The 25073-nt window shown below is 62.5% G+C and carries 25 protein-coding genes, 3 tRNA genes and 1 pseudogene; 12 read left to right on the forward strand and 17 right to left on the reverse strand.

Going from position 1 to position 25073, the window contains the following annotated elements; translation table 11 throughout:
* Nucleotides 1–299: hypothetical protein (locus tag H535_RS29215; protein ID WP_155838805.1), on the reverse strand; the 299-nt coding region annotated here is incomplete at its 3' end.
* Nucleotides 300–541: 242 nt separating this feature from the next.
* On the opposite strand from H535_RS29215, the gene H535_RS0120640 reads away from it, so the two are divergent.
* Nucleotides 542–1855: a DUF2252 domain-containing protein gene (locus tag H535_RS0120640; protein ID WP_026821042.1), complete on the forward strand. Its 1314-nt coding sequence runs from the start codon at nucleotides 542–544 to the stop codon at nucleotides 1853–1855.
* A gap of 100 nt (nucleotides 1856–1955) precedes the next feature.
* Here H535_RS0120640 and cls read toward each other — a convergent pair whose 3' ends face one another.
* From cls to H535_RS0120665, 5 genes are all read right to left on the reverse strand, one after another.
* Complete coding sequence (cls, locus tag H535_RS0120645) at nucleotides 1956–3443, reverse strand: cardiolipin synthase (RefSeq protein ID WP_051299619.1); 1488 nt, start codon at nucleotides 3441–3443, stop codon at nucleotides 1956–1958.
* 48 nt (nucleotides 3444–3491) lie between these two features.
* A complete protein-coding gene (locus H535_RS0120650) occupies nucleotides 3492–4331 on the reverse strand; it encodes a carbohydrate ABC transporter permease (protein WP_026821044.1) in 840 nt (279 codons plus the stop codon).
* Nucleotides 4318–5307, reverse strand: coding sequence for a carbohydrate ABC transporter permease (locus H535_RS0120655; protein WP_051299620.1), 990 nt, complete (start codon nucleotides 5305–5307; stop codon nucleotides 4318–4320). Before H535_RS0120655 ends, H535_RS0120650 begins: the two co-directional genes overlap by 14 nt.
* Nucleotides 5308–5389: 82 nt before the next feature.
* Nucleotides 5390–6721 (reverse strand): ABC transporter substrate-binding protein, encoded by a 1332-nt coding sequence (locus H535_RS0120660; protein ID WP_026821046.1) that lies wholly within the window; start codon nucleotides 6719–6721, stop codon nucleotides 5390–5392.
* Nucleotides 6722–7100: 379 nt separating this feature from the next.
* Nucleotides 7101–8309, reverse strand: coding sequence for an ROK family transcriptional regulator (locus H535_RS0120665; protein WP_035770384.1), 1209 nt, complete (start codon nucleotides 8307–8309; stop codon nucleotides 7101–7103).
* Between the two features lie 162 nt (nucleotides 8310–8471).
* Between H535_RS0120665 and H535_RS0120670 the strand changes: the two genes are divergently transcribed.
* The 11 genes from H535_RS0120670 (at nucleotide 8472) to H535_RS0120720 (ending at nucleotide 18561) form a co-directional block, all read left to right on the forward strand.
* A complete protein-coding gene (locus H535_RS0120670) occupies nucleotides 8472–9203 on the forward strand; it encodes a sugar phosphate isomerase/epimerase family protein (RefSeq protein WP_026821048.1) in 732 nt (243 codons plus the stop codon).
* A complete protein-coding gene (locus H535_RS0120675) occupies nucleotides 9203–10330 on the forward strand; it encodes a Gfo/Idh/MocA family protein (RefSeq protein ID WP_026821049.1) in 1128 nt (375 codons plus the stop codon). The genes H535_RS0120670 and H535_RS0120675 overlap by 1 nt, the downstream gene beginning before the upstream one ends.
* A 71-nt stretch (nucleotides 10331–10401) precedes the next feature.
* Nucleotides 10402–11562, forward strand: a complete 1161-nt coding sequence (locus H535_RS0120680; protein ID WP_026821050.1) for a Gfo/Idh/MocA family protein — start codon at nucleotides 10402–10404, stop codon at nucleotides 11560–11562.
* 30 nt (nucleotides 11563–11592) lie between these two features.
* The gene (locus H535_RS0120685; RefSeq protein ID WP_026821051.1) at nucleotides 11593–12588 is read left to right on the forward strand and encodes a sugar phosphate isomerase/epimerase family protein; all 996 of its coding nucleotides are present in this window, start codon (nucleotides 11593–11595) and stop codon (nucleotides 12586–12588) included.
* Nucleotides 12589–12688: 100 nt separating this feature from the next.
* The gene (nadE, locus tag H535_RS0120690; RefSeq protein WP_026821052.1) at nucleotides 12689–13510 is read left to right on the forward strand and encodes an ammonia-dependent NAD(+) synthetase; all 822 of its coding nucleotides are present in this window, start codon (nucleotides 12689–12691) and stop codon (nucleotides 13508–13510) included.
* A gap of 118 nt (nucleotides 13511–13628) precedes the next feature.
* Nucleotides 13629–13892 carry a type II toxin-antitoxin system Phd/YefM family antitoxin gene (locus H535_RS27040; protein ID WP_211236658.1) on the forward strand — a complete coding sequence of 88 codons (264 nt, stop codon included), beginning with the start codon at nucleotides 13629–13631 and terminating at the stop codon, nucleotides 13890–13892.
* A complete protein-coding gene (locus H535_RS0120700; protein WP_026821053.1) occupies nucleotides 13889–14281 on the forward strand; it encodes a type II toxin-antitoxin system VapC family toxin in 393 nt (130 codons plus the stop codon). Before H535_RS27040 ends, H535_RS0120700 begins: the two co-directional genes overlap by 4 nt.
* 149 nt (nucleotides 14282–14430) lie before the next feature.
* Entirely contained in the window at nucleotides 14431–14982 is a 552-nt protein-coding gene (locus tag H535_RS0120705; protein ID WP_026821054.1) for a flavin reductase family protein, read from the forward strand.
* A gap of 51 nt (nucleotides 14983–15033) precedes the next feature.
* Complete coding sequence (locus tag H535_RS0120710; RefSeq protein WP_026821055.1) at nucleotides 15034–15831, forward strand: exodeoxyribonuclease III; 798 nt, start codon at nucleotides 15034–15036, stop codon at nucleotides 15829–15831.
* Nucleotides 15832–15835: 4 nt separating this feature from the next.
* Nucleotides 15836–16696 carry a DUF8083 family protein gene (locus H535_RS0120715; protein WP_026821056.1) on the forward strand — a complete coding sequence of 287 codons (861 nt, stop codon included), beginning with the start codon at nucleotides 15836–15838 and terminating at the stop codon, nucleotides 16694–16696.
* Between the two features lie 17 nt (nucleotides 16697–16713).
* Complete coding sequence (locus tag H535_RS0120720; RefSeq protein ID WP_026821057.1) at nucleotides 16714–18561, forward strand: glycoside hydrolase family 13 protein; 1848 nt, start codon at nucleotides 16714–16716, stop codon at nucleotides 18559–18561.
* Nucleotides 18562–18747: 186 nt separating this feature from the next.
* On the opposite strand, the gene H535_RS0120725 is transcribed toward H535_RS0120720, so the two are convergent.
* The 11 genes and pseudogenes from H535_RS0120725 to H535_RS27055 form a co-directional block, all read right to left on the reverse strand.
* On the reverse strand, nucleotides 18748–19359 hold the full coding sequence (locus H535_RS0120725) for a hypothetical protein (RefSeq protein ID WP_026821058.1): 612 nt from the start codon (nucleotides 19357–19359) through the stop codon (nucleotides 18748–18750).
* Complete coding sequence (locus H535_RS0120730; protein ID WP_026821059.1) at nucleotides 19356–19973, reverse strand: DUF6286 domain-containing protein; 618 nt, start codon at nucleotides 19971–19973, stop codon at nucleotides 19356–19358. The genes H535_RS0120725 and H535_RS0120730 overlap by 4 nt, the downstream gene beginning before the upstream one ends.
* Nucleotides 19970–20359 carry a hypothetical protein gene (locus H535_RS0120735; protein ID WP_035770389.1) on the reverse strand — a complete coding sequence of 130 codons (390 nt, stop codon included), beginning with the start codon at nucleotides 20357–20359 and terminating at the stop codon, nucleotides 19970–19972. Before H535_RS0120735 ends, H535_RS0120730 begins: the two co-directional genes overlap by 4 nt.
* A gap of 20 nt (nucleotides 20360–20379) precedes the next feature.
* On the reverse strand, nucleotides 20380–20571 hold the full coding sequence (locus tag H535_RS0120740; RefSeq protein ID WP_026821061.1) for a DUF2273 domain-containing protein: 192 nt from the start codon (nucleotides 20569–20571) through the stop codon (nucleotides 20380–20382).
* A 67-nt stretch (nucleotides 20572–20638) separates the two neighbouring features.
* Nucleotides 20639–21169: an Asp23/Gls24 family envelope stress response protein gene (locus H535_RS27045; RefSeq protein WP_245580406.1), complete on the reverse strand. Its 531-nt coding sequence runs from the start codon at nucleotides 21167–21169 to the stop codon at nucleotides 20639–20641.
* 199 nt (nucleotides 21170–21368) lie between these two features.
* Nucleotides 21369–21444, reverse strand: a tRNA-Phe gene (locus H535_RS0120750).
* 56 nt (nucleotides 21445–21500) lie between these two features.
* Nucleotides 21501–21574: transfer RNA gene (locus H535_RS0120755), tRNA-Asp, on the reverse strand.
* 58 nt (nucleotides 21575–21632) lie between these two features.
* Nucleotides 21633–21705: transfer RNA gene (locus H535_RS0120760), tRNA-Glu, on the reverse strand.
* Nucleotides 21706–21845: 140 nt separating this feature from the next.
* A complete protein-coding gene (locus tag H535_RS28055) occupies nucleotides 21846–22913 on the reverse strand; it encodes an HTTM domain-containing protein (RefSeq protein ID WP_051299621.1) in 1068 nt (355 codons plus the stop codon).
* Nucleotides 22904–23659, reverse strand: a complete 756-nt coding sequence (locus H535_RS0120770; protein ID WP_026821062.1) for a DUF5819 family protein — start codon at nucleotides 23657–23659, stop codon at nucleotides 22904–22906. The genes H535_RS28055 and H535_RS0120770 overlap by 10 nt, the downstream gene beginning before the upstream one ends.
* A gap of 112 nt (nucleotides 23660–23771) precedes the next feature.
* Nucleotides 23772–25073, reverse strand: a pseudogene (locus H535_RS27055) (hypothetical protein); the annotation flags it as partial.

Below are 25073 nucleotides of genomic sequence, written 5' to 3' on the forward strand. Positions count from 1 at the left end.
AGCCTGGACGCCTCGTCCAGCAGATTCACCGCCTGCCGATAATCCAGATCTTCCGATTCAATGCAGGCCAGCCCATCCACGATCCCCCGGGCCAGCACCGGCACCTCCTTGAACCCGGCAGCGCGGGCAATATCGACCCGCAGATCCAGCTCGACGCCCAGGCCCTGCCACCCATCTTGAACATCGGACATCGACCACCCCGACAACCAAAACCACCCGCCCGCACCGGCACCCGCAGCACCGGAAGCACCGGCACCCGGGCGCCTGCCGTCGTCGTCAACACTCCTATGAACCGTCATAAAAATAGTCAACCACCCGGGTACGACATTATTAGAAGAATCAGGCCCCGGTATGTAACAAATGTATAACAACGCTGAATAAATCTTCGAACGCTCACTGTTGGACTTCCACCCGGATTCCATCCAGTTTCCACCCGGGCGTCCACCCGGCGTCACCAGACCAGATTTCAGATTCCTAACGAAAAGACGGCAAGGAGCCAGGTTCGAACTCACCCGTGGACCAAAGCTCATAGACTGTCAGAATGACCGATGCCACTGAACGCCAGGAAATGATCGCCAACACTCTCGTTGATGCGTTTGAAGCGCTCATGAAAGTCGACCCGTACGCATTCCGCGCCAAGTTCCGCAAGATGGCTGCGGATCCGTTCGCCTTCTACCGCGGCAGCGCCTGCCTCTTCTTCGCGGATATGAACGAAATGGAGGACCGTTGGGCCGATGAGCGCACCAGCCGTGTCTGGATCCACGGCGATCTGCATGCAGAAAACTTTGGCACGTATATGAGCAGCAACGGCCTGCTGACCTTCGATATCAACGACTTCGACGAGGCCTACCTCGGCCACTTCTCCTGGGACCTCCGACGTTTCGTGACATCGCTGGCCTTGCTTTGCTGGCGGAAGGCGCTCCCTGAGCGGGCCATCCGCGACCTGGCCCGCACCTACCTCACCTCCTATCTCGATCAGGTCGAGTACTATGCCAGCTCAGGACAGGACGATTTCGCGCTGCATCTGGACAACACCGAAGGAACCATCCACGAGATTCTGCAGGATGCCCGCACCGGCCGCCGATCGGACATGCTCGACTCGATGACCATCGTTGAAAACCATGAGCGGCACTTCCGCGATGATGGTAAGAACCGTCGCCTGGACGAGACTGAGCGCGCTGAAGTGGAGCGCGCTTTCGAACAGTATTTGACGACTATTCCGGAGTCCAAGAAGTCCGGCCGCGAGGTCTACTACACCATCAAAGACATCGTCGGCCGGAAGGGATTCGGAATTGGCAGCGCCGGCCTCCCTGCCTACAACGTCCTGATCGAAGGGTTCAACGAAGCGCAGGAAAACGACATCGTCTTGTCCCTGAAACAGGGCAACGTCGCGGCGCCGAGCCGGATCGTCACTGACGAAGACATCCGCAACTTCTTCGAGCACGACGGCCACCGGACTGTGATCAGCCAACGGTCCCTGCAGGTGCACACGGACCGCTTCCTCGGTTACACCTCGATCAATGGTGTCGGATTCGTCGTCGACGAGCTATCGCCGTACAAGCAGGACCTCGGCTGGGAGAACATCACCGAGCCGGACGAGATCGACCCGTTGCTGGTGGACTTGGGACGGGCGACGGCGAAGGTCCACTGCGCTTCGGACCAGGACAGCGACCATAGTCTGGTTCCGTTCCAAACGGAGGAAGCGATCGTTGACGTGATCGGGGACCGCCGCGAAGAGTTCATCGAGGACATCACCGATTTCGCAATCGAGTATTCGGCGAAGGTGCGGCGGGACCGCGCACTGTTCGTGGAGGCTTTCCGGGAAAACAAGATCCCCGGAGTGCCATCGACATAGGCACAGGGCGAGCATCTACTTGGTCCCCCGCGTCCCCCGCGTCCCCCGGCCACCCAACGGCTACTCGATGACCACCGGGCGCCGGCCCGCAGGCACCCGTCTACTGCAACGACGCCGACAGCCGCGCCACGTTGTCGACGAACCGTGCCAGCGGCGGCCGGTCCTGCCAGTCCTCCAGTAAGAGTTCGCTGGAGCGGGCATGATATCCCGCCTCCACGCGATGCATCGACTGCACCATTTTCGTGCCCAGCAACATTAGCGAGACCTCGAGGTTCAGTTCGAAGGAACGCATGTCCATGTTGCTGGATCCGACCACGGCCACCCGGTCGTCGATGGCCATGTGCTTGGAATGCAGCACGAACGGCCGCTCGTACAGGAAGATCCGGACGCCGGCTTGCAGCAACGACGTGTAGTACGACCGCTGGGCGTGGTGGACGAGGAATTGGTCCCCGCTCTGTGAAACGAACAGCTCCACGGCCACTCCGCGCTGTGCCGCCGTCGTGACCGCCCGCAGCAGCGACTCATCCGGCACGAAATACGGGCTGGTGATGGTTACCCGCCGCTGCGCCGAATAGATCAGGGTGTTGAACAGCTGCAGGTTGTTCTCCGTGACAAACCCGGGTCCGCTGGGCACCACCTGGGCCGTGATATTCCCTGCTGGCTTATCACGCGGAGCGGGATCAAGCTCCTCGAACAGGATTTCCTCGGTCTCGTTGTACCAGTCGGTCACAAAGAGGGAGTTCAACGCTGTCACGACGTCGCCCTCCACCCGCGTCATCAGGTCCACCCACTCACGGTTGCCCCGCCGGTGATAACCGGGGTCGACGACGTTTTGGGAGCCCATGAACGCCACCCGCCCGTCGACGATGAGGATTTTCCTGTGGTTGCGCAGATCCGGGCGGCGCCACCGCCCGCGCAGCGGCAGGATCGGGAGCATCCGGTGCCAGTCCAGTCCGATCTCGTTGAGCCGATTCAGCATCTGGCGGTATCCACTCGTCCGCAGCGAGCCGATGTGATCGAACAGCACCCTCACTTTCACCCCGCGCCGGTGGGCATCCTCCAAAGCCTGGTAGAAGCCCTTGGTGAATTCGTCGTAGCCCATAATGTAGAACTCGACGTTGACAATGCGCTCCGCCTTATCGATCTCGGCGGTCATCGCGTCGATAGACTCACGGTAGCCATTGACCAGTTCGGCGCTGTTGCCGCTCTGGCTGGGCAGGGCTCCCAGGGTACGGTTTAGTTCGACGACGGAACGCAGCCATTCCGCCCCCTTGTAGTCTTCTTCCCGCAGCTCGGCAGCAGTCGTGTTCTCACGGATCGTCTGGTTGGCTTGCTCCTGGTTCCGGATCCGGCGTCGCCCGATACTGGTGCTGCCAATCAGCAGGAAAAGCACAACCCCGACATATGGGAGGAAGAGGATCAGCAGGATCCATGCCATGGCCGACGACGGCCGACGGTTGCCTGGAATAGTTCCAAGCGCGACGACGGCGATGATCCCGTAGGCAACGCCCAGCAGCACCGTCAGCCAATCAGGAAAAGCAGGCAGGAAACCCCCGGACGCTTCGCCTTGAACCGAAGCAAGAGTCATAGTTCCCTACCCTATCGCCGCCGGGCAGGGAACATCACGATCCGGCGTCTACTTGACCGCCCCGGAGGTAAGCCCGGCCACGAAGTACCGCTGCAGAACCAGGAATCCAATCACCACGGGGATGCTGACCACCAGCGACGCAGCCATGATCTGGTTCCAATAGATGTTGGTCTGCGTCGAGTACAGGGTCAGCCCGACTGCGATCGTTCTATTGGCGCTCGTCGTCATCACCGAGGCGAACAACACTTCGCCCCAGGCAGTCATGAAGCTGTAAATGGCGACGGCGACCAGCCCCGGCTTGGCGGCGGGCAACACTACGCGAAGCAGCGCATTCATCGGCGAGCAACCGTCCACCTTGGCGGCTTCGTCCAGTTCGTGCGGGATCCCGTCGAAATAGCCTGCGAGCATCCAGATGGAAAATGGCAGCGAGAACGTCAGATACGTGATGATCAGACCGATTCTGGTACCCACCAGCTGGATGCCCAGCACCTGGTCGATATTGACGAAGATCAGGAACAGCGGCAGCAGGAACAGAATCCCCGGGAACATCTGGGTCGTCAGGATGGACGTGCTGAAGACATTGCGTCCCCGGAAGCGGTACCGCGAGAGCGCGTACGCCGCGAATATGGCGATGACCAGGCTGATCAGGGTTGCCGAAACGGAGACGATAATGCTGTTGATGAAGTAATCGGCCAGCGGCACCGTTTCCCACATTTCGATAAACGGGGCAATGGTGAACGTTTCCGGCCACCAGCTGAACGCTCCCTGCACATCACCAAGCGGCTTCAGCGAAGAACTCACCATCACATAGATGGGCACCGCAGTGAACACCGTCAGGACGGCGAGAACGGCTATCCGGAAGAGCTTGGCGGATCTAGTTTCCTGCACGCTTGTTCCTCCCATTCAGGACCATTAGGTAAATGCCGCTCACCAGCAGCAGGAACAGCATCAACAACACCGACATGGCGGCGCCCAGGCCGAAGTTCCACGTCAGGAAGGACGCGTTGTAAATATGGAACGAAATAATGTCGCCCGCCGGGGGCTGGGAAGATCCGAACAGAATGTACGGAACGTTGAAATCATTGAATGTCCACAAGAACATCACCAGCACCAGCACCAGGTTCACCGGCCGCATCATCGGCAGGGTGATGCTCCTCCATTGACGGAAGGGCTTTGCGCCGTCGACCGCTGAAGCTTCGTAGACGTCGGTGGGGATGCTTTGCAGCCCGGCCATCAGCATCAAAAAGGCGAAAGGCCACAGCCGCCAGGCCGCAACGACGACCAGGGAAATAAAGGCGTTGTCCCCGATCAGCCAGAACGGTTTCTCATCGATCAAGCCAAGATTGTCCGACAACAGGTGGTTGACCGCCCCGCTGTCCTTCTGGAGCATGAATTTCCAGGCAATGACACTTGCGAATACGGGCAGCGCGTAGGGCACGAGGAAGAACGTGCGGAACAAGCTGCGGCCCCGGAATTGGCGCTGCAGCGCCACGGCCGCCGCCATTCCCATAACCCACGCGATTCCGACCACCAGGATGGTGAAGGCACAGGTGACGGCGAACGAACGTAGCAGCGCCGAGCCAATAACTCCGTTGAAGTCCAGCGAAATTTGGTAGTTCCCGAGTCCGGCAAACGGCGCGGCGCCCCAATTGGCGATGTAGGCCTGGGTCAGCTCCAGGAAACTGACCCAGATCCCGGTGATCATCGGGATGATATGGACCAGCAACTCGAAGAAAACCGCCGGCACCAGCAAGGCGTACGGCAGCCACCACCCCTTTCGGCGTTTCCGCCGGGGTGCGGGCGGGTCGGGCGCCGGCCCGTCCTTGGGGTCCACGTGATCCGGGACCTTGGTACTTGTCGTCACAGTAACTCTCGCTCTCTGAGGTAGCGGGCGTCTGATGCGCCAGGAGCGCAGTCCTGGCGCACCAGGTGCCCGTTTCTGTCGACTAGGATCCGCTGGACGCCGCCACCTGTTGTTCGGCGGTTTCCATGGCGACCCTGACGTCCTCGAGAGTCACAGTGCCTCCGGTGGCGATGGTGGCGAACATCTTGTTCATCGCTTGTCCCACCGAGCTTTCGAACTGATCTTCCGCCGGTACCAGCGGCAAGGGTGCTGACATGTTGTTGTAGATGTTCTGGAACATCTTGGATGCTTCCTCCTTCTTGGAGAAGGTCGGTTCTGCATCCTTCAGCACCGGCAGTGTCTTGAACTCGGAGCTCACAGCCTTTTGAACCTCCGGGCTCGTCATGAACTTCACGAACTTCAACGCGCCCTCTTTGTTTTCCGTGTTCTTGAAGATGGAGAGATTGATGCCCGCCACGTGGCTCGCGATCTCTTCACCACCGGCCGGGGCAGGGTAAGGAACCACGCCCCACTGGTCGGGTTTCATGCCCTGAGCCTCAATGCTGCTTCCGGCATTGTTCTGGCTGATCACCATGGCGACCTTGCCCTTGGCAAAGTCGTTCACCGCCTGCACCCCGTTGGTGTATTGGGCGTTGCTGGTATCGGCCACTTCGTGCTTCTGCATCAAATCGAGGTACCGGTGAATGCCCTTGACCACACCATCCGAGCTGAAGGTCGGCTGGCCTTGGTCATCGAACAGCTCCGCCCCGTTTTGAACGGCATTGATAAATGCGAAATGCGAATTCTCGGTATAGCTTCCGGCCGCCAGAGCCAGTCCGTGAACGCCGGCCTTCGTGTCGGTCAGCTTTTCGGCGGCGGCCACCATGTCCTTGTAAGTCGAGGGCGGTTCGATGCCTGCCTCTTCGAACATCGCCTTGTTGTAGAACAACCCGTACGCCAGCCCATAGAGCGGTACTGATGTCACCGGCTGTCCCTCGGCGCCGCCGGTGGCCAGCGCCGGCTCGACAAACTTGTCCGCTCCCCCGATTGCTGACATGGCGTTGTCGTCGAAGGGGAGGAATGCGCCGGTCGCCTGGAGGGAAGCGGCCCAGGTGTTGCCAATATTGACGACGTCGGGGGCCTGGCCGGACGTGATCGCAGTCTGGATACGGGTCTGGAGGCTATCCCACCCAATCACCTCAAGCTCCACCGAAATGCCCGTCTTCTCTTCAAACTTTTTCAGCTGCGGGGTCAGCACTTCCTTATCGTGCTTAATGCTGGTGCCCTGGTTGCTGGCCCAGTAGGTCAGGGTCTGGGAGCCAGAGCCACCTCCTGCCGCATCCGAGTCACCACCTCCCCCGCCGCTGCCGCACCCACTGACTGTCAGTGCCAGTGCTCCTGTTGCTATTGCTGCCACTACTGACCGAATCTTCACGACTTGGCTCCTTTGTCCATAGCTCCGTTTTGTTCATAGCTCAGTACGCCCCAAATTGTTGGCTAGCTCACAACATATGGGAACTTCTATCGGAGGTCAAGCAAAAGTTGCGCGTTTAATGTTGCTTTTCGGTATCGATACGTGCAGGAAGCGCACGACGGCGACGAAGATAACGGGCAGCAGCGCGGTGTGCCAGGCATGAGACGGTGACCGGCCCTGGTGGGGGCCGGGCGGGAGCCCCCTCATGGGGAAGACCGGCCCAGCAGGACGGGCAAGAGGGATGACCGGCGACGGGAACGCCCGGCGCCACAGCGCCGAATACCTGGCGCGGAAACAGGCCAAGCCTGCCGGGTGCCGCCGGAGCAGCGCCGCTGAGCAGCTATGCGCCGGCGACTATGGCTTCAATCGAAGCCGGCGACAGGACGTGCTCGATCACCATGCGGCTGGCGCCCAGCACGCCGGCCTGAGTCCCGGCTTTGGACAGCACGACATTCAGTTGCGCCGTGGCCAACGGCATGGAACGCCGGTACACCACCTCGCGGATACCGGCCATCACGTTCTCGCCCTCATTGGCCACGCTGCCGCCGATGACGATCATTGACGGATTCAGCAGGGACACACACGTGGCCAGCACGTCCCCGATGTCCCGTCCCGCCTGCCTTAAGGCATCGCGGGCCGCCTCGTTGCCGTTGCGTGCCAGCTGGAGCACATCCGCGCCGTCATGAACCGCTGCGCCGGTCCGGGACAGTGCGGTGGCCACGGCGGGGCCGGAGGCGAGTGCTTCGAGGCAGCCGTAGTTGCCGCACCGGCACCGCACGGCATCCCCGCGGGGCACGCGCACATGGCCCAGGTCGCCGGCAGTGCCTACCGCGCCGCGCTGCAGCGCCCCGCTGCTGATGATTCCGGCACCGATACCGGTGGCCACCTTGACGAAGATCAGGTTCTGCTCGTCCGGCCAGTAACTGGCCTGCTCACCCAGCGCCATGATGTTGACGTCATTGTCGACGAGCACTTGCGTATCCCAGAAACGCTGGATGAAGGCCGGCACATCGAAGCCGTCCCAACCAGGCATGATGGGCGGATTGGTCGGCTTGCCGGTTGAATGTTCAACGGGGCCGGGCAGTCCGATACCGACGCCGGCCAAGGCGGACACATCACGTCCGATCTTCTCCAGCAGATTCTGCCCATGAGTGACGATCCAGCTGAGGACTTCCGTGGGGCCGTCCGCTATGTCGACGTCGTGACGCTCCGTGGCCAGCACATCTCCGGTGAGGTCACTGGCCGCGACGATGACGTGGGTCGCGCCGACGTCGACGCCCAGGACGGTCCTCGCCGACGGATTGAACGCGAAACGCGACGGCGGCCGCCCTCCCGATGATGCGGCTTCGCCGGCGGGGCCCACCATCCCGGACTCGAGAAGGGCGTCTATCCGGGCCGCCACAGTCGACCGCGCCAGGCCGGTACTGGCAGCCAGCTCCGATCTGGTCCTGGCACGGCCATCGCGCAGCAGCTGGAAGATTTCGCCCGCGCGCGACAAATTTCCTGCACCGGCCGGCGCAGGCGTCCCGGCATACGAGGCAATCACCATGCACTAAGGAATAGCACGTCGACTTCTTTGCTGTCACCTTCGACAACTCGTTGTTCATAATCAACTTTTGCTTGACCGTCGTCAAAAGCTGCTCTAGGTTGAAAGGTGTTGCAATGTCCTGCCGCGGCAGGGCGATTCATCCCTTTACCGGCAGGAGAAGTTGTGACTTATTCGCTGCAGCTGTATACCGTCCGCGAGGCGCTCAACCGCGACCTACACGGCACCATCAGACAGATCGCCGCCCTGGGCTACGAGGCCGTTGAGCCCTTCAACTTCGTGGCCCTGGCCAACGAATTATCCGATGCGCTGGCCAGTTCCGGGCTTTCGGCCCCGTCCGGCCATGCGCCCCTGTTGCAGGCAGACCAGGATGAAATTTTCGCCGCGGCCAAACGCCTGGGCATCTCGACCGTGATCGATCCGCATGTGCCAGCCGAAAACTGGCAGTCCGAGGACAACATCGTCGCCACGGCCCGGTCGCTCAACGACGCGGCCCGGCGGGCCGCACCGCATGGCATCCGGGTGGGATACCACAATCACGCCTTCGAGCTCGAAGCCCGTATCGGCGGCCGCTCCGGGCTGGAGGTACTGGCCGAGAACCTGGATCCTGAGGTGGTCCTTGAAGTTGACACCTACTGGGCGGCCGTCGGCGGCGAGGACGTACCCGCACTGCTCGGCCGGTTGGGAGACCGGGTGAAGCTGCTCCATATTAAGGACGGGCCGCTGACCAAGGACGACAAGGAGCAGACAGCCGTCGGTGCGGGGCGGATGCCGGTCTGGGACTGCATTGACGCCGCCGGCTCACTGGAGACCGCCGTCGTCGAACTGGACGATTTCTCCGGTGACGTCTTCGACGCCATCGCCGACAGCTACACCTATCTCAAGGCAGGGAAGTAATGAGCACAGCGAGCGCACATCCCGCAGGCAACGGCCCTGTCGGCGTCGGCATTATCGGCGCCGGGACCATCAGCAACGAATACCTCGACAACCTGACACGCTTTCCCGACGTGACGGTCCATGCGATCGGTGACATCTTCCCGGAGGCGGCCAAGGCCCAGGCAGACAAGTACAAGATCGATGCCCATGGCGGAGTCGACGCGGTGCTGCAGCATCCCGACGTGGAGCTGGTGGTGAATCTGACCATCCCGGCCGCCCACGTTGAAGTTGCCACGGCAGCGCTGAGGGCCGGAAAGCACGTCTGGTCCGAGAAGCCGTTCTCACTGGACCGGCCCAGCGGCATCCAGCTGCTCAAGGAAGCGGAATCATCAGGGTTGCGGCTTGGATGCGCGCCGGACACGTTCCTCGGAGCGGGGCTGCAGACAGCCAGAAGGATGATCGAGAACGGCGATATCGGCACGCCGCTGACGGCGTTGACGCTGATGCAGTCTCCCGGTCCGGAGTCCTGGCACCCGAATCCCGCGTTCCTGTTCGCCGAAGGCGCCGGGCCGCTGTTCGACATCGGGCCCTATTACCTGACCACCCTGGTGCAAACCTTCGGTCCGATCGCCAAGGTCGCGGCGATGGGCAACAAATCCCGCACCCAGCGCACCATCGGTTCGGGGCCTAAGGCCGGCGAGGTCTTCGACGTGACGGCCCCGACCCACGTCAGCGCATTGGCCGAGTTCGAATCCGGGGCAGCATCGCAGAGCGTGCTCAGTTTCGATTCCCCGCTGCCCCGTGCCGGCTTTGTCGAAGTCACCGGAACCGAGGCAACCATGTCCTTCCCGGATCCCAACATGTTCACCGGCCAGATCAAGATTCACCGGCTCGGTTCGGATGACTGGGTGACCGTCGACGCGACAGGCGCCGAATCCGGCAGGGGCACCGGGGCGCTGGAGATGGCCCGCGCGATCCGCAGCGGCGAACCCCACCGGGCTCCGGGAACCCTGGCCTACCACGTGCTTGACGCCATGGTGTCCGTCAACGAGTCGTTGCAGTCCAGCGAATTCATCGACGTGGAGAGCACCACCGAACCGGTGCGGCCGCTGCCCGAAACCTGGGACCCGTTCGCGGCGACCGTGTAGCCGCCCGGCGGTGTGCCGCTGCCGGCGCGCCGCCTCAAGAACCATCACCTTATCCCCCAAGGAGAGATTCCATGGCAGCCGATCACAGCGCAGAGGACGGCACGGACACACTGGGTGTCGCCGTCGTCGGCTATTCCTTTATGGGCAAGGCCCATTCGAACGCCTGGCGGAACGTCAATGCGTTCTACCCCGGCCCCAAGGTCGCCCAGCGGGTGCTGGTGGGACGCGACGGCGGCCAGGTCGCCCAGGCTGCGGGCCGGTACGGGTGGGAGGACAGCTCCACCGACTGGCGGGCCGTATTGGAGCGGGACGACGTGCAGATCGTCGATATCTGCGCACCGGGGCATATGCACGCAGAGCTGGCGGTCGCGGCGCTCCAGGCCGGCAAACACGTCATCGTCGAGAAGCCGCTGGCCAACTCGCTGGCCGAAGCAGAGGATATGGCGGCCGCGGCCAGGAAGGCGCGGGCCGGCGGAATACATTCCATGGTGGGTTTCAACTACCGCCGACTGCCGGCCCTGACCCAGGCGCGCCGGATGATTTCAGACGGCACAGTGGGCACCATCCGGCAATTGAAGATCTCCTACCTGCAGGACTGGCTGGCCGATGCCACGGCTCCCATGAACTGGCGGCTGCGCGCCGACACCGCCGGATCCGGGGCCCTCGGCGACCTCGCATCGCACGCCGTCGACCAGATCCACTACCTGCTCGGCGAACCTGTCACATCCGTCTCAGGGACAGTCGAGACATTCGTCAAGGAACGGCCCTCAGGCAACGGCCTGGAGCCAGTGACCGTCGACGACGCCGCATGGGCCACCGCACGCACCGACTCCGGCACTGTGGCCTCCCTGGAGGTATCCCGCTACGCCACCGGACGGAAAAATGCGCTGCAGATTGAAGTGTACGGTTCAGCCGGGAGCCTCACCTTCGATTTGGAAACACTCAATGAACTGCATTATTACGACGCCGGCGCCCCCGGGGGACGGCAGGGTTTCAACAGGATCCTGATGACCGAACAGGAGCATCCGTACCTGCAGGCGTGGTGGCCGACCGGCCATATCCTGGGCTGGGACCATACCTTCACGTCCCAGGCCGCCGACTTCCTTGCCGCCATCGCCTCCGGAACCGCGCCAAGTCCCTCGTTCGAGGACGGTCTTGCCGTCCAGCGGGTGCTGACTTCGCTGCAGGACAGCGCCGCCAAGTCGAGCGCCGTCGTCGACATCAGCCACTAGAGGACATCAGCCACCAGAGAAGGAGCACAGATGCCACGCAACTTCACCCTTTTTACCGGACAGTGGGCGGATCTGCCCTTCGAGAAGGTCGCCGAACTGGCCGGCCAATGGGGGTACGACGGCCTGGAGATAGCGGTCTCGGGCGACCACCTGGACGCCTGGCGGGCCGATGACGACGACTACATTGCCGAAAAGCTCGACATCCTGGAGCGGAACGGCCTGAGCGTGTGGACGATCTCCAACCATCTGAAGGGCCAGGCCGTCTGCGATGATCCGATCGACTTCCGGCACCGGAACATTGTCGGGCAGAAGGTCTGGGGCGACGGCGATCCCGAGGGCGTGCGGCAGCGTGCGGCCGAGGAAATGAAGATGACGGCCAGGCTGGCGCAGAAGATGGGAGTCGATACCGTCGTCGGCTTCACTGGTTCGTCCATCTGGAAGTACGTGGCCATGTTCCCGCCCGTTCCGGAGGACGTGATCGATGCCGGCTACCAGGACTTCGCCGATCGTTGGAACCCGATTCTGGACGTCTTCGATGAATGCGGCGTGCGCTTCGCCCTCGAAGTCCACCCGTCCGAGATTGCCTACGATTACTGGACCACGGTGCGGACGCTGGAAGCGATAGGACACCGCGAAGCATTCGGCATCAACTGGGACCCAAGCCATATGATGTGGCAGGATATCGACCCGGTCTCGCTGATCTGGGACTTCAAGGACCGGATCTACCACGTCGACTGCAAGGACACGAAGCTGCGCGTCACCGGCCGGAACACCCGGCTCGGCTCGCACCTGCCCTGGGGCGACCCCCGCCGCGGCTGGGACTTCGTCTCCACCGGACGCGGTGATGTTCCCTGGGAGGAGAGCTTCCGTGCGCTGACCGCCATCGGCTATGACGGGCCGATCTCGGTCGAATGGGAGGACGCGGGCATGGACCGTCTGCAGGGAGCCCCGGAGGCGCTGGCGTTCCTGCGGCAGTTCAACTTCGCGCCGTCGCAGACCTCGTTCGATGCGGCGTTCAAGCAGTAGGCGGCCTTTACGCAGTACTCACCGCATGACGGCAGCGCTGCGGTGCCACGTGCCGCCATATGGCGGCAGCACAAGCCGGGTACCCAATAGGCTTTAGTACATGCGGAACCTGCAAGCACACATCATCTCCGAACTGGGTGCACAACCCTCCATCGACCCGGAAGCCGAACTCCGCCGCCGGATCAGCTTCCTGAAGGGCTACCTCACGTCCTCCGGCGCCAAGGGATTTGTGCTTGGCCTCAGCGGGGGCCAGGATTCCACCCTGGCCGGGCGGCTCTGCCAGCTGGCCGTCGAGGAGCTGGCCGGGGAAGGCCGCGGGGCTGACTTCATCGGGGTCCGGTTGCCGTACAAGGTCCAGCACGACGAGGAGGATGCGCTGCTGGCGTTGGAGTTTGTCGCGCCCACGTCATCGCTGACCTACGACGTCGGCCCGGGAGTGGACGGCTTCCAGCACGAGTACCGCATAGCCACCGGCAGCGGGATGAGCGATTTCAACAAGGGCAATGTCAAGGCCCGGGGCAGAATGATCGCGCAGTACGCCCTGGCCGGCCAGCACGGGCTGCTGGTGGTCGGCACCGATCATGCCGCCGAAGCCGTGACCGGCTTCTACACCAAACATGGCGACGGCGCCGCGGATCTACTGCCGCTGTCCGGGCTGAACAAGCGGCAGGGCAAGGCATTATTGGTTGAGCTCGGCGCGCCGGAACGGCTGTATGAGAAGAAGCCGACGGCGGACCTGCTCGACGAACAGCCGGGACAGAGCGACGAGGACAGCCTCGGGCTGACATACGACCAGATCGACGACTACCTCGAGGGCAATGACATCGGCGAAGACGCGGCCGGCCTACTCGAACACCGGTTCATGTCCAGCCGACACAAGCGCAAACTGCCGGTGGCCGTCGACGACACGTGGTGGCAGTAGGAAAATCCCGGCCAGGCCACTCGTGCGGCCGGCACCGAAACTGTAGCACAATTAGTGCTACACTAGAGCCGTGGAACCCCGACCGCCATGGCCGCCCGGACCGACCCGTACTGTGGGCGTGCGGGAACTGAGACAGAACGCCTCGGGCATTCTGGAGGAACTCTTGCGCTCCGGCGACAGCGTCACCATCACCAATCACGGGCGGCCGATGGCAACGCTGAACCCCTTGACGCCGGATCTTCAGTGGCGCGAACAGCTCATAGCCGAAGGGAGGCTCTCCCCGGGCAAAGGTTCCCTCGCCGATGTTGAGCCACCTGCACCTTCGCCGGAAACGGCAGGATTGTCCGGTCTCGTCGAAGAAGACCGGGCGGAACGCTTGTGATTTACGTCGACACTTCAGCTTTGGCCAAACTCGTGATGGCGGAGCCGGAAACGGAGTCACTGCGGAACTATCTTCGCCAGGCGACACACGAACCCACCGCCAGTTCAGAACTCACCCTCGTGGAATTACGGCGGGCCGCTGTGCGCCGCGGACAAGACACAGCGGAATTGGCTGAGCAAGTTCTCGCGCGCGTGGATACCTGTCCGTTGTACCGCGAAGTCGTCGACAGAGCATCATCCCTGGATCCAAGTGTCCTTCGGACCTTGGACGCCCTGCATGTGGCGACCGCGCTGGAACTCCGCGCCTCCGCCGTCGTCACCTATGACCGGCGCATGCTGGAGGCGTGCGTGTCCCATGGGCTGACGGCCGTCGCGCCGGGCGCGGACTGAGGCAGCTGAGGGACACCGCGACACCGGGCCGGGCCGGGACAGCGGGCCACGCCGGAGCAGCCTGCGCAGGCCTGGGCTCGATGGCTGTCCGGCCGGTGTTGGAAGGCTGTTCTGGCCGGTGCCGGACTCGGCCTGCAATAGTGGCCGGTATGGAGAGTTCCGGAGCACTCAACGCACATACGGTCGACGACGCGCAGCCGTCCCAGGCCAGTATTGACCTCTACCGGACGCTGAGCGCCGACATTGCCTCCGGCGTCGCCGTCGCCTCCACGCTGTGGCGCAAGCGCGACTACGCCGCAACAGTCACCGGGCATATGTCCGTCTCCTACGACCCGCCGACCATGCTGGTCAGCCTGTACGACGGCGGCAGGATCGCCGACGCGGTCAGCGAATCGGGAACGTGGGCCCTGAGCCTGCTGGGCAGCGGCCATCAGAGCACCGCCAATTGGCTCGCCAGCCCCGGAGCACCGCTGGAAGGGCTGCTGACCCAGGTGCCGTTCCGCCGCGGACCGGCCACCGGGGCGGTGATTATCGACGGCGCCCTGGCGTATTTCGAGCTGCGCACCGTCGATATCCATGAGGCCGCCACTCACCTGCTGGTGGTGGGAGAGGTATTGTCCATGGGCCGCGATGCTTCCGGGCGCGAGGTGCAGGATCCGCTGATTCACCACTCAAGCTCCTACCGCCGCCTGGCCCCCTGACCCTCCACCGGTGGACGCGAACATGGGCCAAAGGACGGTAACGTAGCCGGTGTGAAGATTGCTACCTGGAATGTGAACTCGATCCGTGCCCGCGCAGACCGTGTCGAAGCCTGGCTGCAGCGATCCGACGTCGACGTCGTCGCCCTCCAGGAGACCAAGTCGACCGACGAGAAGTTTCCCTGGGACCTGTTCGAGAAGAACGGCTACCAAGTGGCGCACTTCGGTGTGAACCAGTGGAACGGTGTCGCGATCGCCTCCCGTGTGGGGCTGGAGGACGTCGAGCGCACCTTTGAGGACCAGCCCACCTTCGGCAAGGGCGAGGAGGAAGCCACCGCCGAGGCCAGGGCTATCGGCGCCACCTGCGCCGGCGTGCGGGTCTGGAGCCTCTACGTGCCCAACGGCCGGGCCATCGGCGACCCGCACATGCCGTACAAGCTGTCCTGGCTCGGCGAGCTGGCCGACCGCGCCGAAAAGTGGCTGGCCGACGATTCCCGCCGCCAGATCGCCTTGATGGGCGACTTCAATATCGCCCCCTTCGACGAGGACGTGTGGGACATGGAGGCATTCGAAGGTGCCACCCACGTCAGCGAACCGGAACGCGCCGCATTCCACGCCTTCGCCGAGGCCGGATACACCGACGTCGTCCGCCCCCACACTCCCGGACCGGGCGTCTACACCTACTGGGACTACAAGCAGCTGAGCTTCCCCAAGAAGATGGGGATGCGCATTGACTTCGTGCTTGCTTCCCCTGCACTGGCCAGCCGGGTCACAGGCGCCATGATCGACCGCGAAGAGCGCAAGGGCAAGGGGCCTTCGGATCACGCACCGGTCATCGTGGAGCTGAGTTAAGGCGGTGGCAGGCAATAACGACGGCGGCCCGGCCGGCTTCACAGGTTTTCCTTTCGTCTCGCATCTGCGCATATTCGAACCATTGGAGGCGTTCAGTGACGAGGACCAGTTGGCCTTCACCGCCCAGCGCCACCGCAACCGTTCCGACATCGACGCTGCCGAAGCCGCGGATTCGCTGCAACGCATCGGCCGGGTGGTGGCGGACCCATACCCGCACACTTCGTCACAGAACGTACGGGTGCTGCACTACCCGTCCGCGCAGGGCGTGACCTCTTCCTTCTACTGCCCCAGCCAGCTCATGGTCAGGTGCACGCTCGCCGCGGAGACCCTGATCGAGAACATGAAGGGACCGTTGTCCAGCGTGCTGCTCCCGGAGGCGGCCCGCGAGGCACACCAAAACCGTCTCGATCCGGACGAACTGGCCGACTCCATCGACAAGATCCACACCCGCGCGGCCACCTGGGGTGTGCCGTTCAGCTGGTTCGCGCTGATCCATGAAGACGACCACTCGGAAGTGGTTGAAACCGATGGCCGGGTGCAGACCGTGCGGATAGCCGCTCCCCTGACCCAAGCAGTCGAGCGGGCGGCCGAGGCGTCCCGCAACCTGGCGACGGCGGCACCGGACCTGGATCTGCTGGCGGATTTGAGCGAACTGTCCACTTGGATGGAGAACTTCCACGAGAATGCCATCATCGAGCTGGACTACGGCGCCGTGGCCGATGTGGTTTTCCCGGACGAATCGCCCTTCGACGTACGGCAGGGGATTGAGGCGCTGGCCGAGGGCGATATGACAGGCGCCGCGGCCGCTTACCGGCGGCTGGCCAGCCGTTGGATACCGGTCCGCCAGCTCGGCCGCGCTTCCTAGCAGAAAGGACTCCTTCCATGTCATCGACATCAAAGAACACCGGCGGCCCGGCCCGGGGATCTGTCACCGGAGCGGGTTCACCGGCAGGAGGCAACAGCGCCGTCCAGGTGGAGCCGGCTTTCGCAGCCTCCACCGGGCGCAGCCCCTGGTGGTCGACGGCGGTGATCTACCAGATCTACCCACGTTCGTTCTCGGACGCGGACGGCAACGGCATGGGCGACCTCAAGGGCGTCACTGACCGTTTGCCCTACCTGTCCCGGTTGGGAATCGACGCGGTCTGGATTTCGCCGTTCTACGTCTCCCCGCAAGCAGACGCCGGGTACGACGTCGCCGATTATCGGGATGTCGACCCCCGCTTCGGCACGCTCACGGACTTCGACCAGATGCTCGCCGCCGCCCATGAACGCGGCATCAGGGTCATTGTGGACCTCGTCCCCAACCACACTTCCGACCAGCATGCCTGGTTCCGTCAGGCGCTGGAATCAGGCCCCGGCTCGGCGGCACGGGACCGCTACATGTTCCGTGATGGTCGAGGCGAACACGGCGAGCTGCCGCCCAACAACTGGCAGTCCGTCTTCGGCGGGCCGGCGTGGACCCGGCTGGAGGAGGCCGACGACGGCGCTGCCACGGGGCCGCAGTGGTACCTGCATTTGTTTGACGCCAGACAGCCGGACCTGAATTGGCAAAACGAGGAAGTCCGCCAGGAGATGGTGTCAATCCTCCGCTTCTGGCTGGACCGGGGCGTGGACGGATTCCGGATCGACGTGGCCCACGGTCTCGTGAAGGCCGAGGGACTTCCCGATTGGGCCGGGCAGGCGGCAATGGTGAGCGGCGAAAGCTCCACCGCCGAGGCCACGAACGTCGAGGACGAGGAAGAGGTCAGGATGGGCGGTTCCGCTCAGCAGGAGCCGCCCCGCTCCCCCATGTTCGACCAGGAGGGCGTCCACGACATTTACCGCCAGTGGAATGAGGTCCTCGCCGAATACCACGGCGACAGGATGCTGGTGGCTGAGGCGTGGGTGGAGCCCGCCGAACGGCTGGCCCGCTACATCCGGCCGGGCGAAATGCACCAGGCCTTCAACTTCGACTTCCTGCTGGCCGGCTGGAATGCCCGCAGGATGGCCAAGAGCATTGACGAATCGCTGACGGCCGCTGCGTCCGTTGGTGCACCCAGCACCTGGGTGCTGTCCAACCATGACACCATCCGGCACCCCACCCGCTTCGGCCTGGCCGATCCAACGTCCGTCCCCAAAGGCATCGGCCGCCAGGACGAGCAGCCCGATGAATCCCTCGGCCTCGCGCGGGCCCGTGCAGCGACCTTGATTATGCTGGCGCTGCCCGGTTCGGCCTACCTGTATCAAGGTGAAGAACTCGGCCTGCCCGAGCACACGGAGCTGGACCACGCCGCACGGCAGGATCCGGCATACTTCCGCACCGGAGGCGAAGAACGCGGGCGGGACGGATGCCGGGTGCCGCTGCCGTGGAACTCGCAGTCAGCCGGCTTTGGCTTCGGTCCCGACGACGCCGCCGAGCCGTGGCTGCCGCAGCCGGAGAGTTTCGGACGGTACGCCGTTGACCGGCAGGACGGGGTTCCGGGCTCCACCTTGGAGTTCTACCGCTCTGCGCTGTCGCACCGGGCGCGGTTTCAACTCGGTACAGGCGTTCTTGTCTGGTCGCCGGCGAACAAACCTGGCTCTGGCGTGCTGTCCTTCACCAATGGCCAAGTACTGATGGTGGCCAACCTGTCGACAGATAGCATCGACCTGCCCCCGGAGCACCAGGTGATCATTTCCAGCGGGCCGGACGCCCTTGACGGTTCGCACCTGTCCCCCAACGCCGCCGTCTGGATGACACCCCGAAGCTAATACGCCAACCGGTGGTCAAGCGGGCTGACGAGGGGCCCGCCGCGGGCGCTTTTTCCGCGGTGGGAAGTCAGACCCCGCAAGCGAGCGCGGTCTCGATGCGGCGCGGAGCGCCTTACTCGACCACCCGAGCCGGTGGTCGACCAAGCGAGCGTCAGCGAGCGCGTGGAGACCCTCGTGGAGACCCGCTCATCGCACCCGCTCGGCGCGGAAGAACCTACTCCGTGCACCGGCGCTCATGCTGATCAATACGGGGGTGTCCAGCCCCACCGCCATATCGAGAGCCAGCACCACTTCCGTGACGTCTTCGGCCAACGTGTACGGCGCGACCCCGGATCGCGGAAACAGCCGGATCCGCAGCGTGCTGATGCCCTTGGCCCGGTATGTTGCGGTGATCGAATTGACCAGATCGGTTCGTTCGGCCAGCGCGGTCTTGATGGCCTGTTCCGGCACGGATCCGTTAATCAGGACCCTGCCGCCCTCGCGGTCGGTGCCGAAGTCACCGGCGAAGTCGCTCGACCTGCCCTTGCCTTGGTTGGCCGCCCAGGCGATCATGGCGATCACCAACAGGACTGTCAGGAACGCCAGCACAATCCACAGCCAGCTGTCCCGCTGGCCCTGAAGCGTCGTGCTCTCGAACAACGGGTGCAGTTGGGCCTGAATCCACCCGGCCGCGTCATACCACCAGCGAGCGACCGCCGGAATCATTGCCAGCGCCATGGCCAAGGCACCGACCCCCAATAAGATCAATCCAATGATAGCCAGCAGGACCCTGTTCCATGTCCGCGGAGTGCCGTTCATACACCGATCACCCCTATCGGAGCGAGCTTGACCCGCACATCGGGCATCGGCTCCACCGAGGTGCGGCGTAGCTCATCCTCCACAGCCTCGGCGATAGCGGCTTCGTCCACCGGGATCCCCGACGTCGGGCGCACATTCACTTCCACCAGCCGGCGGGACACGCTGACCACCACCTGTTCCCGCGTCACCCCCGCTTCGGTCCGCGCCCGCCTGGCCAGCGACGAGGCAACAACCTCGTGATCGACGATGACGGCGGCACGGGGATTGGGTATCACGTGCCGGGAGCGCCGGCCGGGCAGCACGCCGTTGAGGAAAAAGAAGAGACCAAGCAGGACAATCAGCGCACCGGATGCACCCAGCAGCAACGAGTCGGCACTGTCGGGCAAATTGCGTATCCATTGCCAGCTCAGATCAGGGTCGACCAGCCACGGCTCCTGGCCAAAGACCTTTAAGGAGGCCTCGAACAACACATACACTGCCACAATGCAGACCAGGATGGCTGCGAATATGGACGCCACGGCCCGGGAAGCATGGGTCTCCCTGCGGATGATCCGGGCCTTGGCCTTGTCCGGTTTCGTCGCGTTGTGCCTGCCGGATTCGTCGTCGTGGCTCATCGCACCCGTCCCCCTTCCTGGATTCGGATCCCCGTAATCCGGATATCAACCCGGCTCAACTGCGAGCCGGTCAGACTTTCCACCCGGTCGAGGATCAAGTCGCGCGCCAGCAACGCCCGGTCCCAGATCGGCCCGCCTGTCCGGGTCATGAGCGACGGATCACGGACAATGCGGTTCAGGGACGGGATTCCCAACGGAAGCACCAGCGACAAAGCAAGCAGTCCGCCGTCGTCGTTCCAGTCCGCCTTTACGTGCTCTGCCGGCACCTGCAAGGCCTCGGATGCCGCTGCCTTGGCCACGCTGGTCAAGGCCTGGGTGTTGACACGCGTATGCCCGGACAGCGCCGGCTGCCCGCCGTCTGACCCGGCTGCCGTTGACGCCGGCATCGTGGATGGAACCGGGTCCGTCACGACGAGGAACGCCGCCCGGTCAGCGCATCCCGAACCCCGCGCAGGTCCAGCTTGCCCTCGGCTGCGCGACCCAGCAGGGCTCCGATAGCCATGAAGACAACCATCAGCAGGAAGCCCCAGAACTGAAACACCAGGGCGGTAAAGGCCAGGACCGCGCCGATGCCGATCCCCACTATGGTGAGATTCATCCGAATCCCTCACTTCCTTCTTGAGTCTGCCCGCGCCGTCTTCCATGAAGGCCGGGCGGCATGGCCGTTAACTGGCGGCCTGCTTGGGATCATTCACGCCCGGAACATGGACGTCATTAACTTCCACATTCACTTCGATGACGTCGAGTCCCACCAGATCCTGCACGGCCGTGTAGACAGCTGCCCTCACCTGGCTGGCCACGTCCTGTAACGGGTTGCCGTAAGACGCCACCAGATTGATGTCCACGGCCACTTGGGTCTCGCCGACCTCGACGTGCACCCCCTGCGCCAGGTCGCTGCTGCCCACCGCGTCCCGCAAGGCTCCCAACGCCCGCGAAGTCCCCGAGCCGAGGGCGAAGACACCGGCCACCTTCCGCGCCGCGATACCGGCGACCTTGGCCACTGCTATATCCGATATCGTCGTACGCCCGGTGGCATCCTGCGCCGCCGCCTGCTGGGCGCGGGCCGTTTCGGGGCTGTTCTTGGGTATTTCACCAACCGGTTCGTCAGATCCATTGGAACCGGAACCGATGACCGGGGTACTTTCCGTCCGGGCATTTTCGTCGACCATCACCAGACCCTTTCTGTTAGCTTCCACACTAGCGGCGATACCGGTAGTGCACAGCCTGGCGCCGCCGGTTCGGGCCAACCGGGCCTCATCGAGGGCAGCAGGAAGGCACAGACAAGGCCACAGCAAGGAAGCAACAACGCAGAAAATGAGCCCTACAGACAAAACAACGGCCGGACGCGAAGTGCATCCAGCCGCTTTCAGGCAAACAGAGCAGCGAAGCTGCTGATGGTGGCTCCGAGCGGGGTCGAACCGCTGACCTTTCGATTTTCAGTCGAACGCTCTACCAACTGAGCTACAGAGCCTGGCACCATCTTTCGATGATCACCGTGGCTTCCCAAACGGATCCGGGAAGCCAGTGCGACCCTGACGGGACTTGAACCCGCGACCTCCGCCGTGACAGGGCGGCGCGCTAACCAGCTGCGCTACAGGGCCTTGCTTGATTGGACTGACTAATACTATCAGCCAGATTCACAGGTTTTCACACCTGCGGTACCCCCAACGGGATTCGAACCCGTGCCGCCGCCGTGAAAGGGCGGTGTCCTAGGCCGCTAGACGATGGGGGCATCGGACACACCAGAGAAGAACCTCCCCGACCGACTCGGCGAATCTTCCCCCTGTGGACCTATAAAAGCATAGAGGTTATGAGTGAATAAGACAAAATGAGCCGTACGGCACCAAATACGCATCAGCACCAGTGGTGGCCTCAACTCCTGCTGGATACGACTTCCGGCTTCTTCGGCTCAGGCTCCACCTCCTTCACGGCACGGCGCACCGGACGTCTAAGCCGCCGCAAAACCGGCTCACACTTCCGCCCCAGCCACCCGGCAATAACGACCCATGTCGCGCTGCTGACCAAGACTGCGTCAGCCGAAACCATTATGCCGGAGAAGAAGGTCAAGCCCATCACAACCGCAATACTGACGTGCATGAGCAATATCCCAATCAGCGCCACCCGCCTTGTAATGCGATTGAACAACATGAAAGGGAAAGCGATTTGGATTACCACCGTAAAATATGTGGCGAGGACGGTTAACCACGTGGAAGCCGTCAACAAATCCGATAAGAATGGAAACACCCCATACATCTCGGAATTGATCGGATAATAGATCGCCGTGCCGTTCTGCCACAAGGTCCCCTGGACCTTGTACATACCCGCCTCGAAATACACCAGACAGAGCTGGGCAACAACGAGACACAGCCCCAGATTATGCAGAATCGTAGCGGTCTCCCGCTCGGGCACCTGCTTCCTGGTCCGTCGTCGTGAATCCAAGGACCATCGACGGGATATATCCACAAAAATCAGATATATCAGCATGATCCGAATGAAGTAGTTCCCCCCGTCTGAAATCGGGGTGTTTTGGGCATTAATCGCAGTGTAAAAAACGAAAAGCAACGGCGTCACGAACCGTGTCCGCCACCCAAGCACGAATGCCACGACCAGCCCAATGGTGATTATGTACCACAACCAGAAGAAGCCTGGGCCTGCGTCTCTAAGGATGTTGAAGGGCCACGTGTAGCCGAGGATCTCCCGGTACCCATCCCAATAGAAGGACCCCGGGCCCCAGAGTCGGGCGGCAGCCCCGATGTTCACCAGCAGCCATTTCAGCAGGCATATGCCTGAGACGATACGCATGACCGCGAAGCCGTAATCCGCATGCCTATTGCCAATAAACCAGCCAACAAGGTGGTCTAGAATCCGACGGGGCTCATTCTGTTGCCGGCGCAGCCAGTTCCGGATGCTCTTGTCATTGCCAGTCGTACTCATCGCCATGCCGCCAACACATCGTCCTCGAATTCGGTTACATCCCGCCAACCAATGTTGATGAAGTTTGACGAGGTTTCGGGTGGAGGGTCAGCGTGCCGCTGCTGAAAAGGCGTCACAGGATCCCGCCGCATCTTCACTTCGACAATAGATGCTTCGCCGCCCCATTCCCGGTACGCGTACAGGGAGCCGAACCCGACCGCGACGTCTTCAAGACGCTTGTAGCTGCGTAATTCATGCAGTTCGGCGTCAGTGAATTTCTCAGTGGCATCCGCGGAATAGAGATCGACCCCAAACACCGATTCCCCCATGATGTGGTTGGCTTCCGCCATCTTCTCGAATTCAGGTTCCAGATCGCTGGCCGCTGACCAGAACCGGCCGTGAATGGCCTTGGATTGCCGGGTTACCCGGCTGGCCAAAAGATTGTACGGAAGCGAGTCCATCTCCCGGGCAGTGACGTTATGCCACTCGGTGAACTCTGCGCCGGCCTCCGCGCCTCCGGCACACACTTCTATCGGGCTTAGGCAGGCACGCACAAGCACGTACTCGTTCAGCGAATAAGGCCCCGGGGCGAAGAATCCCCATCCCTGATCCAGCGGCCCCAGGAAGTATCTGTCCAGAGCCGGCTGGAGTGACTGTTTCAGTGGCGTCTGCGGCCCGGTGAATACCAATGTCGCCGCCATGTGGCTGGCTGCCAGAATTCCGCCAATAAGTAGCACAACGGCGGGGAAGCGTTTGATCCGTTTAGTTGTCACGTTTCTTCTCTTATTTCATGCAGAACGGGTCTGCGCGTGAGATGTCTTTGGACAGCCGGAAAGGGTGGCATCGCCTGCTCACGATGCCACCCTTCCTATGCCTGAAGGCGTTCTATGCTGCTGAACCCCTCCGGCCAATAACTACACCGGCGACGCCGAGCACCAGCAAGACAAGCGCACCGGCAATGATTCCGGTTGAACTCGCTCCTGTGCTGGCCAAGTCCCCGCTGGATGCCGGAACGTAGTTTCCGTTCCCGGAATCACCAGCACTGGCAGTATCGGAAGCGTTAGCCGCAGCATTCACATCCGAGTCGTTGTTGCCACCGCCACCAGTGTTATCGGCAACGTTGTCACCCGAGTTATCAGCATTGTTGCCACTGGCACCGGTGTTGTCAGTGACATTGTCACCCGAGTTGTCGGCATCGTTGTCACTGGCACCAGTGTTGTCAGTGACATTGTCACCCGAGTTGTCGGCATCGTTGTCACCAGTGTTGTCGCCCGTACCATCGGTCGGTTCAACAACAGTAAACGTTGCGATGTCGAGCGCACCTGTCGCGTTATCGACCGCCACCAACTCGTAGTCTCCCAATGCAAGGTCGGAAGAATCGACCCGCAATTCGAAGGTACCGGCGCTGGTGATAGCGAGATCATCAGTGATAGCGGTTGCTGCCATGGGTTTGGGCTTTGCCATGAGTTGTGGCGCTACCACCTCAGCATCCTCCCCTATCGTGGACAAGGTGACACTTGCTGTGCCATCCGCGGTGAAGTTCCAGCCGGTCAGAAGCGTCGACTTTCCTTTTTCCACGGTTTTGGGAGTGGTTTCCACGCCAACAGAAATCACGGTTTCTTCCTCCGTGACGACGAAATAGGCTCGAGACTTCTTGCCCGTTTCATTGTCAACAACTTCGACGGTATAGACGCCTGGAGCCAGATCACTGGTTTCGACGTCATAAGAGAACTCTCCCTCGCTATCGATGGGTACCTCTGTAGCGAGTTCGGTCGTTTCGCCACCTTCATCGGCGAGGCTCACGGAAACAGTTCCATCTTCCGTGAAGTTCCATCCCTCGACGTTCACTGGCTCGCCCTTTTCGACCTCGCCAGGAACAATATCGATTTCCGGATGAACGGTGTTGTCGGCGGTGTTATCAGCCGTATTCACCTCAGTGTTCACGTCCGTGTTGTCAGCAGTGTTATCCGCCGTATTCACCTCGGTATTCACGTCCGTGTTGTCAGCACTGTTATCCGCCGTGTTCACGTCGGTGTTATCAGCCGTGTTCACCTCGGTATTCACGTCCGTGTTATCAGCACTGTTATCCGCGGTATTCACCTCGGTATTCACGTCGGTGTTCACGTCCGTGTTGTCCGCCGTGTTCACCTCGGTATTCACGTCGGTGTTCACGTCGGTGTTGTCAGC

The organism is Arthrobacter castelli DSM 16402 (genome assembly GCF_000430705.1).
In the GTDB taxonomy this organism is placed as follows: Bacteria; Actinomycetota; Actinomycetes; order Actinomycetales; family Micrococcaceae; genus Arthrobacter_C; species Arthrobacter_C castelli.

Bases quoted from the DNA above. Each gene is read 5' to 3' on its own strand.
- nadE (WP_026821052.1), top strand. From the start codon at position 12,689: ATGCGGAACCTGCAAGCACACATCATCTCCGAACTGGGTGCACAACCC.
- H535_RS0120665 (WP_035770384.1), bottom strand. From the start codon at position 8,309: ATGGTGATTGCCTCGTATGCCGGGACGCCTGCGCCGGCCGGTGCAGGA.
- H535_RS0120640 (WP_026821042.1), top strand. From the start codon at position 542: ATGACCGATGCCACTGAACGCCAGGAAATGATCGCCAACACTCTCGTT.
- H535_RS0120740 (WP_026821061.1), bottom strand. From the start codon at position 20,571: ATGAATCTCACCATAGTGGGGATCGGCATCGGCGCGGTCCTGGCCTTT.
- H535_RS0120730 (WP_026821059.1), bottom strand. From the start codon at position 19,973: ATGAGCCACGACGACGAATCCGGCAGGCACAACGCGACGAAACCGGAC.
- H535_RS28055 (WP_051299621.1), bottom strand. From the start codon at position 22,913: ATGGCGATGAGTACGACTGGCAATGACAAGAGCATCCGGAACTGGCTG.
- H535_RS0120705 (WP_026821054.1), top strand. From the start codon at position 14,431: ATGGAGAGTTCCGGAGCACTCAACGCACATACGGTCGACGACGCGCAG.
- H535_RS0120735 (WP_035770389.1), bottom strand. From the start codon at position 20,359: ATGCCGGCGTCAACGGCAGCCGGGTCAGACGGCGGGCAGCCGGCGCTG.
- H535_RS0120675 (WP_026821049.1), top strand. From the start codon at position 9,203: ATGAGCACAGCGAGCGCACATCCCGCAGGCAACGGCCCTGTCGGCGTC.
- cls (WP_051299619.1), bottom strand. From the start codon at position 3,443: ATGACTCTTGCTTCGGTTCAAGGCGAAGCGTCCGGGGGTTTCCTGCCT.
- H535_RS0120720 (WP_026821057.1), top strand. From the start codon at position 16,714: ATGTCATCGACATCAAAGAACACCGGCGGCCCGGCCCGGGGATCTGTC.
- H535_RS0120680 (WP_026821050.1), top strand. From the start codon at position 10,402: ATGGCAGCCGATCACAGCGCAGAGGACGGCACGGACACACTGGGTGTC.
- H535_RS0120685 (WP_026821051.1), top strand. From the start codon at position 11,593: ATGCCACGCAACTTCACCCTTTTTACCGGACAGTGGGCGGATCTGCCC.
- H535_RS0120725 (WP_026821058.1), bottom strand. From the start codon at position 19,359: ATGAACGGCACTCCGCGGACATGGAACAGGGTCCTGCTGGCTATCATT.